At 45.8% G+C, this 15,846-nt stretch carries 13 protein-coding genes; 11 read left to right on the forward strand and 2 right to left on the reverse strand.

Annotated features, from left to right (window positions below; genetic code table 11):
• Nucleotides 1-2 precede the first annotated feature (2 nt).
• The 9 genes from QFZ48_RS17800 to QFZ48_RS17840 all read left to right on the forward strand — a co-directional run bounded on the left by QFZ48_RS17800 (nucleotide 3) and on the right by QFZ48_RS17840 (nucleotide 11,808).
• Nucleotides 3-587: an HmuY family protein gene (locus QFZ48_RS17800; protein WP_429063120.1), complete on the forward strand. Its 585-nt coding sequence runs from the start codon at nucleotides 3-5 to the stop codon at nucleotides 585-587.
• 18 nt (nucleotides 588-605) lie between these two features.
• The gene (locus QFZ48_RS17805) at nucleotides 606-1,553 is read left to right on the forward strand and encodes a DUF6607 family protein (RefSeq protein WP_429063121.1); all 948 of its coding nucleotides are present in this window, start codon (nucleotides 606-608) and stop codon (nucleotides 1,551-1,553) included.
• Nucleotides 1,554-1,656: 103 nt separating this feature from the next.
• Nucleotides 1,657-2,238 carry an RNA polymerase sigma factor gene (locus QFZ48_RS17810; RefSeq protein ID WP_429063122.1) on the forward strand — a complete coding sequence of 194 codons (582 nt, stop codon included), beginning with the start codon at nucleotides 1,657-1,659 and terminating at the stop codon, nucleotides 2,236-2,238.
• 111 nt (nucleotides 2,239-2,349) lie between these two features.
• Nucleotides 2,350-3,399, forward strand: a complete 1,050-nt coding sequence (locus QFZ48_RS17815) for a FecR family protein (protein WP_429063123.1) — start codon at nucleotides 2,350-2,352, stop codon at nucleotides 3,397-3,399.
• Nucleotides 3,400-3,624: 225 nt separating this feature from the next.
• Nucleotides 3,625-7,017 (forward strand): SusC/RagA family TonB-linked outer membrane protein, encoded by a 3,393-nt coding sequence (locus tag QFZ48_RS17820; RefSeq protein ID WP_429063124.1) that lies wholly within the window; start codon nucleotides 3,625-3,627, stop codon nucleotides 7,015-7,017.
• A gap of 18 nt (nucleotides 7,018-7,035) precedes the next feature.
• Complete coding sequence (locus QFZ48_RS17825; RefSeq protein WP_429063125.1) at nucleotides 7,036-8,466, forward strand: RagB/SusD family nutrient uptake outer membrane protein; 1,431 nt, start codon at nucleotides 7,036-7,038, stop codon at nucleotides 8,464-8,466.
• 30 nt (nucleotides 8,467-8,496) lie between these two features.
• Nucleotides 8,497-9,195 (forward strand): DUF4843 domain-containing protein, encoded by a 699-nt coding sequence (locus QFZ48_RS17830; RefSeq protein WP_429050713.1) that lies wholly within the window; start codon nucleotides 8,497-8,499, stop codon nucleotides 9,193-9,195.
• Between the two features lie 36 nt (nucleotides 9,196-9,231).
• Nucleotides 9,232-10,686, forward strand: coding sequence for a PKD-like family lipoprotein (locus QFZ48_RS17835; RefSeq protein ID WP_429063126.1), 1,455 nt, complete (start codon nucleotides 9,232-9,234; stop codon nucleotides 10,684-10,686).
• 21 nt (nucleotides 10,687-10,707) lie between these two features.
• A complete protein-coding gene (locus tag QFZ48_RS17840; protein ID WP_429063127.1) occupies nucleotides 10,708-11,808 on the forward strand; it encodes a redoxin family protein in 1,101 nt (366 codons plus the stop codon).
• 55 nt (nucleotides 11,809-11,863) lie between these two features.
• On the opposite strand, the gene QFZ48_RS17845 is transcribed toward QFZ48_RS17840, so the two are convergent.
• The gene (locus QFZ48_RS17845) at nucleotides 11,864-12,814 is read right to left on the reverse strand and encodes a DUF3829 domain-containing protein (RefSeq protein WP_429050710.1); all 951 of its coding nucleotides are present in this window, start codon (nucleotides 12,812-12,814) and stop codon (nucleotides 11,864-11,866) included.
• Nucleotides 12,815-12,985: 171 nt separating this feature from the next.
• On the opposite strand from QFZ48_RS17845, the gene QFZ48_RS17850 reads away from it, so the two are divergent.
• Nucleotides 12,986-14,086, forward strand: coding sequence for a gliding motility-associated C-terminal domain-containing protein (locus QFZ48_RS17850; RefSeq protein WP_429050709.1), 1,101 nt, complete (start codon nucleotides 12,986-12,988; stop codon nucleotides 14,084-14,086).
• Here QFZ48_RS17850 and QFZ48_RS17855 read toward each other — a convergent pair.
• Nucleotides 14,083-14,799, reverse strand: a complete 717-nt coding sequence (locus tag QFZ48_RS17855) for a sensor histidine kinase (protein WP_370908290.1) — start codon at nucleotides 14,797-14,799, stop codon at nucleotides 14,083-14,085. The genes QFZ48_RS17850 and QFZ48_RS17855 overlap by 4 nt on opposite strands.
• Before the next feature lie 335 nt (nucleotides 14,800-15,134).
• Between QFZ48_RS17855 and QFZ48_RS17860 the strand changes: the two genes are divergently transcribed.
• Nucleotides 15,135-15,800 carry a response regulator gene (locus QFZ48_RS17860; protein ID WP_429050707.1) on the forward strand — a complete coding sequence of 222 codons (666 nt, stop codon included), beginning with the start codon at nucleotides 15,135-15,137 and terminating at the stop codon, nucleotides 15,798-15,800.
• Nucleotides 15,801-15,846: the final 46 nt, after the last annotated feature.

The raw sequence follows: 15,846 nt of genomic DNA on the forward strand, positions 1-15,846 counted from the left end.
ATATGAAACAAATACTCACAGCTGGTATGCTGTCACTGTCGCTTTTTACACTGGGATCCTGCAGCAAGGATGATGATGCCGTTACACCGCCGGTAGTTGCAGTGGAAACCAAAACGGTAACAAACATTGATGCAGATGCAGCCAATAAAGGCAGCTTTACTTTATACAGCCTCGCAGATAATAAAGTAATTCCGAACAGCGATTCCGCCACCACCAAATGGGACATTGGTTTCAAAGCCACTACCATTATCATCAATGGCGGCACCAGCGGACCTGGTAAAGCCGAAGCCCAGGTGATTACCGGTGTATTCAGTCAATTGGCAACAGCGCCGGAAACAGGCTATACTACCGATGCTGCTGCAAAGAAAGCCATCACCGGCTGGTATGCTTACAACATGACCACACACGTAATTTCACCGGTAACAGGCGCTGTGATTGTACTGAAAACCGCGAATGGTAATTATGCCAAACTGGAAGTGACCAGCTATTATAAGGATGCGCCGGCTGCACCGGACCAGAATTCAGTAAGCCGTTATTATAATTTCCGGTTTGCTTATCAGCCAAATGGCACACGCCAATTCAACTAACCACTCATTATTATTTTTATGAAACATATTTCCATTTTAGCCATCAGCGCATTCATAACGCTGGCAGCAACCGCCCAGCAAAAGGGCGGCGATAAATTATCGCAGGATAAAGCAGCGATCAAAAGTATGTGTGGCTGCCAGGACGTGACCTTTGAATACACAGAAACATTCCCGGCAGATAGCAGCTATAAGCCTAAAGGATATCATAAGATTATTGACGCTATTGAATATGTAACGGTGGCCTCAGAAGATCCGCACCGCATTGTATTGCAACATCTGCTGATTGCAGATAGCAACGTGATTAAACACTGGACAGAGGACTGGCAGTATGAAAACCAACAGTTGCTGACCTATACGCAGGATAACCAGTGGAAGAAGGTCACGCTGCCCGCCGCACAGGTAAAAGGTCAGTGGTCACAGAAAGTATATGGCGTGGACGATGAACCGCGCTATGAAGGTTCCGCTACCTGGGTACATGCAGACGGCCGCCACTACTGGGAAGCCGCCTCAGATGCGCCGTTACCCCGCAGGGAATACACAACCCGTAAGGACTATAACGTATTGCACCGGGTAAATCATCATGAAATCACCGCTACCGGCTCTGTGCACGAGCAGGATAACCAGAAGGTGATCCGCGCAAATGGCATGGATAAGGTGATTGTGGGAGAAAAGGGATTAAATACCTATAACCGCACCAGTGAAAGTAAATGTCAGCAGGCTAAGGAATGGTGGGAGCAGCATAAAGCTTTCTGGGCGGTAGTCCGTAAAAGCTGGGATAAGATCTATGGAGAGAGCAGCGAAATTAACCTGCAGAAGAAAGTAAATGATGAACCGCTATACAAGGTGATGTCCGCACTGGAGGATAAAGCTTTCCGCAAAGAGCTGGCCGGCGCCGAACTGGAAAGGACTGTAACGGCTACATTACAACAGTTTTCGCATAATACAGCGTTGAGTTTACAACGATAAACGAGTGGATAAGAAAAGTACCGCAGTCATTCCTGGCTGCGGTTTTTTTGTTTTGCTAAAATATTTTGAACTATTTTGTCGGGCAATCATATATTACGTGGATATGCCTTCCCCGAGTAATTACGATGAGAACACAATGCTGGAACTGTTATCACAGGGCAGTGAGTATGCTTTTACGGAGCTGTTTAGCCGCTACCGTACGAAGGTGTATTCTGTGGCGTTCCGGTTTCTCCGGTCGCAGGCAGCCGCTGAAGAAGTGGTGCAGGATGTGTTCCTGAAGTGTTGGCTGAAGCGTGAAACCCTGCCGGAAGTAAAAAATCTGGATGCCTATCTGAAAGTTGTGACCAGGAACCTGGTCCTGAACCGTTTCCGCAAACGGGCCAATGAGGCCGCCGCCCAGGAAGAGCTTGGCCGCCGGGAGGTAATGGTAAACGATACTGACCACCGGATCCAGGAACACCAATACCGGGAAATTATCCAGACCGCCCTCGGACAGTTGCCGCCCCAGCAACGGGAAGTATACCGCCTTGCCAAAGAAGAAGGACTAAGCCATGAAGCCATCGCCAGCCGCATGCATATCTCCGCCGTTACCGTGAAATCCCATATGGCCAGGGCGTTACAGTCGATCCGCCGTTACCTGAACGGCAGCATCAGTATCCTCCTGATGATCACTCTTGTTAAATAACAATAAAAAATATATTTATTCACCCTCCACCATCGGAATTTGCCAGGTGTCTGTTATTATATAAGTTTTGAAAAACTACCTGTAAGTTCCTGTAAAGTTATTGTAATCGTTATGACGAACGACCCTGGATTCAATGGATTAATGGATAAATACCTTGCCGGGAAAGCCAGCGAGGCAGAGTGGAATGAATTGAGGGGATTGATCAACAAAGGCAACTTTGATGAAGAAATAAAGAACCGGATAGATGCGGAATGGGATAGCGGCATCATGGAACCAGATGTTTCATTTGAGCGCTATCATGAGATGATCGGCAATATCATGTCGGCCGAATCACACATTGCCAGCATTATCCCGCTTAAACGGAACCGTCGCCGCGGCATGCGGAGGCTGGCGCTGGCTGCCATTGTAACTGGCTTGCTGGTGCTGCCTTTCGCCGGCTGGTGGTGGTGGCATGCAGTCGAAAAACAGCCGCTGGTAGCCATTAGCCTACCCGCAGCTACACCTGCCGTGGAAGAAATAGTGGAAGTACAAACGAAGTTTGTACGCCTGCCCGATGGAAGTACAGTGTTACTCGCGGATAACAGCCGCCTGGAATACAATCGCGACTTCAAAGGGAATAAAAGAGAAGTGCGGTTATGGGGAGAAGGATATTTTGATATTAAAGAAGTGCCGGATAAACCCTTTATCGTGAAAACCGGTAAGCTCAGCACGCAGGTACTTGGGACCGCTTTTAATGTAAAAGCATCAACCGATCAGCAGCGTGTAGTGGTTACCGTAACCAGGGGTAAGGTAAAGGTAAATGATGAGAAAAGCAGCTATGGCGTACTGGTAGCAGATCAGCAGCTATCAGTAAATATGCTTACCAGCACAGTAGTAAGGGCGCAGGTGAAAAGTATGGAAGTGGTAAAATGGAAAGACGAATTCCTGGTGCTGGACGATGTAAGTATGGAGGAAGCAGCTGTTATGATAGGAGATAAGTACCATGTGAAAATATTATTTGCCAATGAGGCATTAAAAAATTGCCGTATTGCAGGAACATTTTTTCATAACCAGCCTTTGGAGAAAGTGCTGACCATTATTTGCAGTGTGGCAAATGCCGGGTATACCATTTATCCCAACGATAAAGTAGTACTGAACGGTGAAGGATGTGCCAATCAATAAATAAACGCTTATAAACGGTAGTCAATCAATAAACGGAATATAATATCGGTGAAGATCTTCATCCGGTAAAGCGCGTTGTGCACCGCGTGTAGCTGCTAATTTTTTTAATTGTAATTATCTAAATCAACCATCAGAATTATGGATCTAATCTCCATGAGGGATCGCTATGTCCCTATGCGAATCAACCAACCATACATTAGGGAAAAGGGCAAAACAGGTTTTATTATGAAGATAATTTTCTTGTATTCTTTTCTGCTGGCATTGTCCGTTCAGCTACTGATAGCCTCACCGGTGTGGGGCCAGGAATTGGGAAAGAAAACAATTACACTCGGCCTCAGAGATGAAACGCTCCACAGCGCTATTAAGAAAATTGAGCAGGCCAGCGGATTTCTTTTTGCTTATCCCCCTACAGCAGTAGCGAAGTACAAACATATCACGCTCCCCACTGCCAGCCGTTCCGTAAGCGCTACGCTGAATGCAGTACTGGAGAATACTAATCTCGCCTACCGGGAGGTCGACAGCAGCGTGGTATTGTATGTAAAACCTATTGCCAATCCCGGCATTTCGGACAATGAAGCAGCAGAACTATTCCAACAACAGGCAGTTATTACCGGCCGTATCCTCGATGAAAAAAGCGGCGACCACATTGTGGGCGCCACTGTTATTGAGAAAGGAACTAAAGTACTGAACGGCACCACCTCAAACGAAGTAGGCGCCTTTAAAATACCGGTGGATGTATCAGCCGGTAAAGCCACCCTGCTTATCAGTTATGTTGGCTATGAAACAAAGGAAGTGGAAGTACGCAGATCCGCTAACCTCACGGTTAAACTCAGTACCAGTTCCAAGTCACTGAACGCAGTAGTGGTAACCGGACTGTTTTCCAGGCCGGCGGAAAACTTCACCGGTGCAGCATCTTCCTATACAAAAGAAGAGCTGAACAAGGTATCGGGTAACAGCGTATTAAGCGCACTGCGCGCACTCGATCCCTCTTTCCAGATGCCGGAAAATATCGCTGCCGGCTCCAACCCCAACGCAGTGCCCGGTGTAGTGGTGAGAGGCGGCAACAGCCTCGGTAATCTGAATGGCACTAATCAAAACAACGTATACGACTTTACCACCAGCCCCAATACACCACTCTTTATTATGGATGGCTTTGAAGTATCACTACAACGGGTAAACGATTTTGACATGAACCGCATCGCAAAGGTCACTATCCTGAAAGATGCGGCAGCTACCTCTATTTATGGTTCCCGTGCAGCTAACGGCGTAATTGTTATTGAAACCGTAAGACCCCGTGAAGGCAGTTTACGTGTAACCTATACCGGTAGTGTGGTGGCAGAACTGCCCGACCTCAAAGGCTATGACCTGGTAAACTCCAAAGAGAAACTCCAGCTGGAAAAAGAAGCAGGTCTTTATAACGGCTATCCCATCCCCGTTTGGCAGGAAGAAAAAGATTTCCAGTATAACTACCGCCTGGCGGAAGTAGCCAAAGGTATCAATACCGATTGGCTCAATGTACCCCTGCGCAACGGCATTGGCAGTACCCATAACCTCTACCTGGAAGGTGGCTCGGAATCGGTGATGTACGGCCTCAATGGTACCTACAACACTACAGAGGGAGTCATGAAAGGCTCCAGCCGGCAGAATATCTCCGGTAACACGTATTTGTCCTATCGATATAAAAACTTTTTATTCAGAAATGATCTTACCCTCAATTTCAACAAGGCAGTTAACTCACCCTATGGCTCATTTTATACTTATACTAAATTAAATCCTTACTGGTCGCCTTACGATGCAAACGGAAATCCCAAATACTACCTGGAAGATATCCGCTTCTTTGATGACACCCGGCTGGCTTCACAACTGAACCCGGTTTATAATGTATCCCTGCACACAGTAGATCAGTATACACAGCAAAATATCACTAACAACTTTTTTGCGCAATGGCAGGCAAAAGAATGGCTGCGCTTTACCGGCCGCTTTGCCTATCAGCGTACCACCAACGGCGGAGATCAGTTCCTGCCGGCGCAACACACTGCCTTCGACAGTATCCCTGTGGAACGATATTATGAAAAAGGATCTTACACGAAAGGTTACGGTTTAAGGAATACAATCGATGGGGCTTTCACCATCGACTTAAACAAATCGTTCGGATCACACATGTTTTTTGGTTCACTCGGTACCACCCTGCGCCAGGAAAAACTGACTTCAGAATCCTATACCATCAACGGGTTCCCAAATGATAAACTGGACCAGGTGACACTGGGAAACGGATACAAAACAGGTGCACGGCCATTCGGCACAGAAGGGCTTACCCGTTTGCTGGGATACTTCGCCAATGTGAGTTACGCATACGATAACCGTTACCTGCTGGATGTTTCATACCGGTTGGATGGATCTTCCCAGTTTGGCGCCAATAAACGGTTTGCCTCTTTCTGGAGCGTAGGCGGCGGATGGAATATTCATAAAGAAAAATTCCTGGAAAACAGTACCGCTATCAACCGGCTAAAACTCCGCTATTCATACGGATATACCGGCTCTTCCAATTTTGCCAGCTACCTCGGTCTTACCACCAGCAGGTACTATACCGACCAGGATTATTTATATCACCTCGGCACCTCCCTGCTTGGCTTTGGTAACCCCAATCTTGCCTGGCAGCAGACCGCCAAAAGCAACTTTGGTATTGACGGTACTTTTTTCAGACGACTGGATATTACCGCCAACTATTTTGAAGAGAAGACAAAAGGTTCTGTTGTGTCTATCACCACCGCCCCATCTACCGGCTTTTCCATGTATATGGATAACATGGGCGACGTAGTAAGCAAAGGGTATGAAGTAAATTTACGCTACACCATTTTCTCTAATTCGCGGAACCGCGACAGCTGGTCCGTTTTTGCCAACGGATTTCATGTGCAGAATAAAATTGAGAAAATCTCCAATACCCTCGAACAACTAAACAAAAGAAATACTGATTCACTCAGCACCACACCGCTGGCCCGCTTTGCTGAAGGCCGTAGTACCACCGCTATCTGGGCAGTGCCTTCGCTGGGCATCGACCCTTCTACCGGGAGAGAAATTTTTCGTACCCGCAACGGTACTACTACTACTGTGTATGATCCGCTGGACCAGGTAATAGTAGGAGATGCCCGCTCTACACTGGAAGGAACCTTCGGAACCAATTTTGAAAAAAGAGGTATCGGGGTGAACCTCTACTTCCGGTACCGGTTTGGTGGCTATACCTATAACCAAACACTGGTTGACAGGGTAGAAAGCGCTGACATGAGATTTAATGTGGACCGCCGTGTATTTGAAGAGCGCTGGAAAAAGCCAGGTGACATAACTTTTTATAAGGGAATTGTGGATAATAACGGGTACACCATTAACACCATCACCTACGCCACTTCCCGCTTTGTACAGAAAGACGACTGGCTGAGCCTCGAAAGCGCCTCGCTGTATTACCGCTTAAGTGACGCGCAGAACGTACGGTTACGCCTGCACGATACCAAGCTCACCCTCTTCACCAACCAGCTGTTCTGGTGGTCCAGCATTAAGCGGGAAAGAGGCCTGGATTATCCTTTCAGCCGCAGCTTCACTTTACAGTTACAAACCACTTTTTAATTTTAAGAGGATCTGAACATGAAACATCTACGCAATATACTTTTCCTGGTAGCTTCCATCACCTCACTCACACTTACCTCCTGCAAGAAATGGCTGGATGTAAGACCCAAGACAGAAATCAAGGAATCAGAACAGTTTTCTACTGAACAGGGTTTCAAAGATGCACTGTATGGCAGCTATCAGAAAGCGGCCGACGGGCAACTATACGGTGGCTACCTGACTTTCAGTTTCCTGGAAGTCTTATCGCAGGGATACGACAACACCACGAAAATAGATCACGACTTTTTTTATGCCGCCACCTACCAGTATAGCAATGCCGGTATAACAGGCATCATCAATAGTATCTGGGGTAATATGTATGCCACCATCGCGCAAACAAATTATATCCTGAAAAATATCGACAACAAAAAATCAATCTTTACAGCGGATAACTATAATATTATCAAAGGCGAAGCGCTGGCACTGCGGGCTTTTATACACTTCGATCTGCTGCGTTTATATGCACCTTCTCCTAAATCAGATGCTACTGCTACCGCCATTCCTTATATGACTTCCTTTACGGTAACACCACAGGCGCGCTTAAAAGTAAGCGAGGTGATTACCTTATGTGAGAAAGATCTGAAAGAAGCAGAAGCATTACTGAAAGTATATCCGCAAATGAACAACCCCGGTAGCAACGACGACTTCCTCGCCTTTCGCAACAACCGGATGAACTATTGGGCGGTAAAAGCATTACTGGCAAGACTGTATCTCTATAATAACGATAAAGTACAGGCACTCGCCTATGCAAAAGAAGTAATTGCCAGCAATAATTTCCGCTTTATTACTTCCGGTGAATTAACTACCAATGCCGTTGATCTCAACAGGACCTTTACACCGGAACACATTTTCTCCATTTATGTATCCAAGCTGAAAGATCCCGTGAGCAGCTATTTTATGATGGCTACCGGTGATAAGATGTATAAGAAATTTACCATCACTGAAGAACGCAGAAAGGCAGTGTTTGAAACGGCAGCAGGCGGCAGTACCGACATCCGCTTTGTAAGTAACAGCTTGTGGGGCGTAAGCAATGGTATTATCTTCCCCAGTAAGCTCTGGCAGGTAGATGAAAACAGGGAATCACTAAAGAAGAGAATACCGGTGCTTTCTCTCTCAGAGATGTATTACATCGCCGCAGAAAGTGAACCGGCTCCTGCTGAAGGGCTTAAGTGGCTGAACAAAGTCCGCGCTGCCAGGAATATTATAGAACTGCCTGCAGGACTGGACGCAACTACTTTACAGAATGAAATATTTAAAGAGTATCGCAGGGACTTTATCTGCGTGGGACAACTCTTCTATTATTACAAACGGTTAAACCTGGCTAAAATTGAGGGCGCCCTTAATGGCACCATCAATAATACGCAGTACGTACTGCCATTGCCAAACCAGGAAATCGAGTTTGGAAAGTAATCATCTCTGCATCTCTTTAAATTATCAAACATGAAGAATATTAACAGGCTGATAGCAACAGCCATATTATACCTGCTGGTAAGTGCATGTGGCAAGGAAGAGCGGCTGATGTACAAAGAATTGCCTGCGATCTACTTTTCCAGGGATTTTGTACTACCCGACAGTATCAATTATACATTTGTGGTAAAACCGGATACCGTATTGAAAGATACCGTGTACCTTAATATGCGGATCACCGGGCTGGCTACTGCTACCGACAGGAAGTTCAACCTCGTAATAACAGACAGCTCCACCGCTGTAAAAGGAACACATTTTGATATAGGCCCTGCCGTTATAAAGGCAGGTGAATATGCCATAAAGTTTCCGGTATACCTGTTCCGCACCCCGGACATGAAGAATAAAGTGTTCTCTGTTTATTTTCGTATAGCCTCCTCCGATGACTTTGCCGCAGGATTCGCTAATAGCCTTAATTACCAGATAAGGATAACGGATATGTTGCTGAAACCCGCTGATTGGAGCGACTTCTTCTATGGCGCATATTCACTTACCAAGCATCAGTTCATGGTATCACGGTTAGGTACCACCGCTATCACAATGGGAACAGGCGCACAATTTTCGGAGATCATGTCTATCCTGCAAAAGATGCGGGTAGAACTGATCCGTTACGAAAATACAAACGGGCCGCTGATAGATGAAAATGGCAACCGGGTCACTTTCCCTGCTATTTAACCTGCACTCTTATTTCTTTATCCTAAAAGTTGCAATATGAAATTGTCAGTATATAATTGGTTGTGTGTTTCAATGCTGGTGATGCTCACGCTGTCCGGTTGCCTGAAAGACAACAGCAATAAAGATATTATCCCTATTAACGTGCTCAGTATCTCCGATACTACGGCAGTTGACGCCGTGCTGCAGTTTGACACATTAACTGTGAAGCCCGATATTAAAGAAGTCGTGCCTGCAGGCGATAATGGCCTGGTATATGAATGGAGCATCCACCAGAATGATTCTGAAGATGCTTATCCGGTATATATCCTCGACAGCACCCGTTACCTTCACCAGGCTATCCGTGTGAAACCTGGCATTTACAGGCTCATTTATAAAGTAACCGTGAAAGCTTCCGGCGTTTCTTACTTTAAGTTCTTCAATCTGAAGGTAATCAACCGCTTCAGCGAAGGATGGCTCGTGATGGAAGATGTGGCTGGCAAAACAGATATGACCATCATCCTGAAAACAGATACCTTCTTCCATCATATTTTCACAGAGCTGAATAAGGACTATGTACTGAATGAACCGCTGCAGGTAGCTACCACTAACTATTACGGTGCTAAATCGGTATGGATGTTTGGCACTGACAACGCCATAGAACTGGAGTATACAGAAATGACGAAGCTAACAGACTACACCAGCTGGTTCTGGGAAACACCGGCCGTGTTCCATCCGCAGAAGTTCGGGCAAATCAATACCGGCATGAATATCCTGATTAACGACGGTCATCTGCAGGTACGTGTTGCCGGAGGTTTTCCGGGAGATGTAAAATATCTCAATACCCTTCCTTTTCCGGGAGGTAAGGGCGATGACTATTATTTTTCTTCTTATACAGGAGTCGGTCCGCAACCCTATACTGGTGAGAAAACACCCTATACCGCTTTCTTTTTTGATACAAAAACCAAAGGCTTTGTGTACCTGTCAGGCGCTTCCCTGATCCCTTCCCTGGTGGCTTTCAGCGCACCCGAGCCGGGCAGTTACTTTGATATGCGTAACATCGGGATGGATCTTCTTGCTATGGACCAGGGAAATGCGCCTTTCCTGAACAACGCTATCTTCAAGGATAATGGTAATTATTATTTGTACCAGATAGATGGCAACCGCTCGGACCCCGCCGTCGCAAAAAAACTGATCACAGGCGATGCTCCTGAATTGGCGGCCTTCACTAAAATGACCAGCTCCAAAAAACTGCAACAGATCTATTTTCTCGTTAACGGCAACATCTACCTGTATGATATCCCCTCCGGTAAAGCAAGGACCATTAAGACTATTGCAGCAGGAGAGCAGGTAACTTACTTCCAGTGTACGGGCGACGACGTAATGGTAGGTACCTGGAACGGTACAGCAGGAAAATTGTACCGCTATAAGATCAGTCCTTTGGGCGATTTCCAGGATGTAAAGGTGTTCACCGGTTTCGGCAAAATTGTAAGTATGACCTATAAAGCAGCATAACCATCAAAACCCACTATTAATATGAAGAAATCAATCGTCCTGTTGGCAGCCACTGTTGGTATGCTGTCGGCACAGGCACAAAACGGTAAGGGCTATGCGATTAATGGCGTTATCCACGGCGAGGATACCGGTAAGGTATACCTGAATACTTTCATGTTGCCAGACCATAAGCCGGATTCCACCATGCTGAAGAATGGAAAGTTTACGTTTAAAGGAAAAGTAGGCTCACCGCAACTGTATTCGATATGGACTGCCGCTGATAAATATAACGGGATATCATTTTTCCTGGAAAATAGCACTATTACCATTACCGCTCATAAGGATTCCATGGGAGCCGCAAAAATAGCAGGCTCGGGAAATCAGCCTTTATATGCCGGGTGGGCGGAAACATGGGAAGCGATACGCCAGAAAGCCGGTAAATTATATCAGCGTGCAGATGCAGCAGAAAAAAACAAAGACAGCGTGGAGCGAAAGGTGGTAGCAGCCGGTTTTGCCGATCTGGATAAAGAACTGGATAGCTCCATTACCGCTTTTGTAAAGCGTTCACCCGGTTCCGCGGTAGCCGCATTTGTGATCCTGGACAGGTATATCAATTATTCCTACCCGGAAAAAGCGGCGGCCGCCTATCAGCTACTCGCAGATCCCGCAAGGAAAACGGACTACGGACTGGCTATCAAAGCCTCGATGGATAAACATGCTAAAATGAGCGTGGGCGCCCGGCCGGCAATGTCGCTGCCTGATAGCACCGGCAAACTGGTGAAATTGACCGACTACAAAGGAAAAGTTGTACTGGTAGATTTCTGGGCCAGCTGGTGTGGTCCCTGCCGTGCAGAAAATCCTAACGTGGTAAAAGCATATCAGCGCTTCCATGATCAGGGTTTTGATATCCTCGGTGTATCACTGGATACCGATAAAAAAGCATGGCTGAAAGCTGTAGGAAAAGATGGACTCACCTGGACGCATGTATCTGATCTGAAGGGTTGGAAAAGTAATCCTGTATTGGAGTTTGGAATTTCAGGCATTCCTGCCAACTTTATCATAGATGGCAGCGGAAAAATAATAGCGCAGAATTTACGCGGAGAAGAATTAGAGAAGAAGCTGGAAGAAGTATTTAAGAAATAGTTACGGCTAAGATAAATGGGTAGATATCCGCGATGGATATCTACCCATTGTTAATTTATTTTGTGAAGCTGTTGTATCTGCCGATCATGGTATCCAGCGCGTTATCGAGGGTTTCGAGTTGGCTGTCGGTCATTTCGCCTTTTTCTTTGGCGTCACGCATGATCCTTTTGGCTGTCAGCAGGAACTGGTGAAAGCTGTCATAGAAGCTCTTATAATATGAATCTTTGTTTTCTTTCGCGGCATTGGCCATATCCATGCCCGCATGTGCCGCCTGGTTTTTTTCCAGGGCGTCGTAAGCTGCCTGTGCTTTGTCACTGATCTTCGCGAAATCGGCGCCGCCTTCTCCCAGCAGGGTAATGTAATCACGTACCGACTGCATATCGGCTTTCATGGCCAATACGTAATCTTTTATGGGGCTGTCTTTCAGGATGATGGCCTCACTTGCATCTGCTACTTCGTTCACTCTTTTCATCAGGATAGCTTTCTGCTCAAAAAATACCTGGGCGCTGCTGCGGATAGAATCTGCCAGTGCCAGGCCTTTTGCGCCTTTGTCGTCTTTGTAGTCCTGTGCTTTCAGGTAATCATCCAGTTGCGTGTAAGTAGTTTTCAACTTGTCGAACGAGCCTTTAAAGCTGGTTACCTTTTCTTTAAAAAACTGCTGGTCTGCCTTATTTAAGGCATCTACCGGTTCTTCCACTTTCACCTTACCATGACTGATCATATTAATCATAATAGGTTTGATGATACTGCTGAGGAAGGCGGGATTACCTTTGCCAGACAGTAATTCGGTTACACGGTCGGCATTATTAACCAGCCGTACTACGTAGTCGGAGTTCTTGTTAGAAAGGTCTACAATCAGGTTGGTGTACTCAATTACATCATTTGCGGAAGATGCAGATTTATCTTCGTACGCAGCGTTGCTGTCTTTTTTACCAGTTTCATTACATGACGTAAACGTGGTGAGAAGGGCGGTTCCCAGGGCTAAGTACAGTACGGATCTTTTCATGATAAGTTTTTTTCGGATTAAGCTATGGCACAATCGCGTGCCGGGGTATTTTGTGGGCAAAGATATTTTTTCAGGCAAACAAAACAAAAGAAAAGTAAGACGACAAACTACTGGTATGAGTATATGTCATCATTTATATAACCGGTAATTTTAATCCGGTAAATGAGCGGCATGTTTTCAGATCTCACAGTTATATACGGAATACTATGCTGCTGGCTGTTTTTGGCGTTGTGTGTGCCTGCGGAGGCACAGCAGATACCCTTAAGTAACCCTTCGCTGGAAGGCCGTACCGGGAAAGGTTTGGTTCCTTCTGGCTGGCTGGTGGCTAATGGTACGCCGGACACACAGCCCGGTGTTTTTGAAATCCTGCTGGCTCCTTCAGCAGGTAAGAGTTATGTAGGGGTGCATAGTGGTAAAGGATTCCTGGAAGGCATTGCCCAAAAGTTGCCTGCCTCGTTGAAACAGGACAGCACTTATGTATTGAGTTTGGATCTGGCGTTTACACTTTATTATTTGTATCCCGCCTGTTATGGCAACCTGGCGATCTTCGGGGGTAATGCCCCGGGAGATACCGCCGAGTTGTTATGGACATCCGGTAATTTTACCCATGAAAACTGGCAAAGGTATCATGCCATATTCAGGCCGCATCGCAGCTATGCTTATATTTCCTGCTGGGCTTATCCAACAGCGGCCTGTAATAAAAGTATGTATGGAATAGCGCTGCTGATGGACAATCTTTCGGCTATTGACCCATTAATACCGCCTGCTGTGCAGGCTAGTGTAAAGCCCTGCAGTTGCGGGGAAGTAGCCGACGGCAGGATTATGCTGCATGTAACCGGTGGTGCGCCGCCTTACCGTTACCGGCTGGACAATGGGCAATGGCAAACCGATAGCGTGTTTCCCGGGCTTGCAGCGGGTAGCCATGTAGCGGAAATTATGGATGCACATGACTACAGCGCCGGTGTAACCGTTAAGGTGGAATCTCCCTGGAAAAACTGCCTGGTGGTGATGCCCGGTGCTTTCAGTCCTAATAACGACGGCCTAAATGATTTGTTCCGTCCGAAAGTATATGATGTGATTCATGACTACCGGTTACGGGTATACGACCGGTGGGGGGCCTTGGTATTTATGAGTAATGCATCCGAGGTGGGGTGGGACGGGAATTTTAAAGGCACGCCGGCGGGTGTGCAGGCCTATGTATATATATGTACGTTTACAGACAGCCGCAATGAGCAGCATTTATTGAAGGGAACGGTGATGTTGGTTCGTTAGTAGTTAAAGGTAACCGAGAAAACAGAACCATTTTTGCCGCTGGTAACGCTGATATGCCCGTTGTTGGCGGCAACATAGGATTTTACAATGGCCAGGCCCAGGCCGGTGCCCTCTTTACCGTGAGCGTTTGTTGCCCGGAAAAAAGGCGTGAATAAAAAACGTATATCCGCCTCCGGTATACCGATGCCATTGTCTTTTACTTTAATGCAGAGGTGATTTTTCCGGAAATGCAGGCCGAGTAGCGGATCGCCGGAAGAGTATTTAAACGCATTGCTGATGAGATTAGTGAATATCCCGGCCAGGTGGCTCCTGTCGATGTAGATATTCCGCGGGCGCCCGGATACTTTGATGCGGAGTTGGCGCTGGTCGGCACGGTTGCTGAAATACTGTTGCCGGATCATACTGGCAAAAATAGGTAGCTCCGTTTCTTCCGGTTGTGTTACAGGATTGCCGGCTACCATGCTGCCAGTGGTGAGGATGTCGTCTACCATGCTACTCAAAATGTCTATTTCTTCCTTAATGCGGGATAAATTGCGTTCGTAAAACGGCAACATCAATTCATCTCTCTGCATTTTGGTTTCCAGCAATTCTATGGAAGACGAGATGGCACTGATCGGTGTTTTAAATTCATGGGTAGCCATGGCAATGAAATCCGATCGCATTTCCAGTATTGATTTTTGGCCAACTGCATGCCTTTTGATATGGTTCAGCATACTTCTTTTTTTGGTTGATTCTTAAAAAGGTTTTCTATTTCGAAGGATACCGGGTTAGGAGCGTAAATGGTTCTGTACACAATATACGAAACTTATTCATATTATTAAAAAAGTAGCATTTGGTTACATTTATTTAACATGTAGTGAGAATTTGTTTACATAGAATTTATTATAATATAACTATTTGAGCGGACTGATTTTTCTTTCATCTGTATATAAGCCTTTAACATATTCATAAAAAATTATACTAGATAACTATCATTTTTCCGGCTATATTTACTATCAGATTATTTTAATAAACCATATCATTTCGAGTACCATACCCCCGTTTAGCCATGATCAACATTGGAATCATTGAAGACAACCATTTTCTGCTAAGTAATTACCGCGAGTTCCTGGAGGACTTCCAGGAGTGTAAGGTCATGTTTGCCTGCAAATCGATAGAGGAATTTATGGACTTGCCGGTTACTTACCCGGATGTAAAAGTAATCCTGTTGGATATCACCTTGCCAGGTATATCCGGTATTGAAGGGCTCCGCGAAGTAAAGCGGGTGTATCCCGATACAAAGGTGATTGTATTATCCGGTCATGAGGAGCAGCAATATATTATTGAGGCCATTAAAAATGGTGCGAGTGGATATGTGATTAAATCCAGCCGCCTTAGTGATATCTATCAGTCGGTGATGGACACCGTGCAAAGCGGCGCTTCTTTATCTCCCCGTGCTGCCCATCTGCTCATTACTCATATCAATAAAGATCCGCTGGAAAGTATTAAAGACAAACTTACCCGCAGGGAGTATGAACTGGTGGCCTTGCTCAAGGAAGGCTACTCATATAAGGAAATGGCAGCAAAGTTGTTTGTAACCGTGTTCACTGTAAACCAACATCTGAAAAAAGTATATTTTAAATTGAATGTTTCAACCAAATCTGAGTTAATCTCAAAAATTTTATCAAATAATTTATTCATTGCCCTGTTTTTTGCCCTTCTTCAGATAAAATAATCAAATTTTCGTTTTTGGTAATATGTCAGTGGCTGTGAACGGTAAG

The sequence above is a fragment of the Chitinophaga sp. W2I13 genome (assembly GCF_050434005.1).
Classification (GTDB): domain Bacteria; phylum Bacteroidota; class Bacteroidia; order Chitinophagales; family Chitinophagaceae; genus Chitinophaga.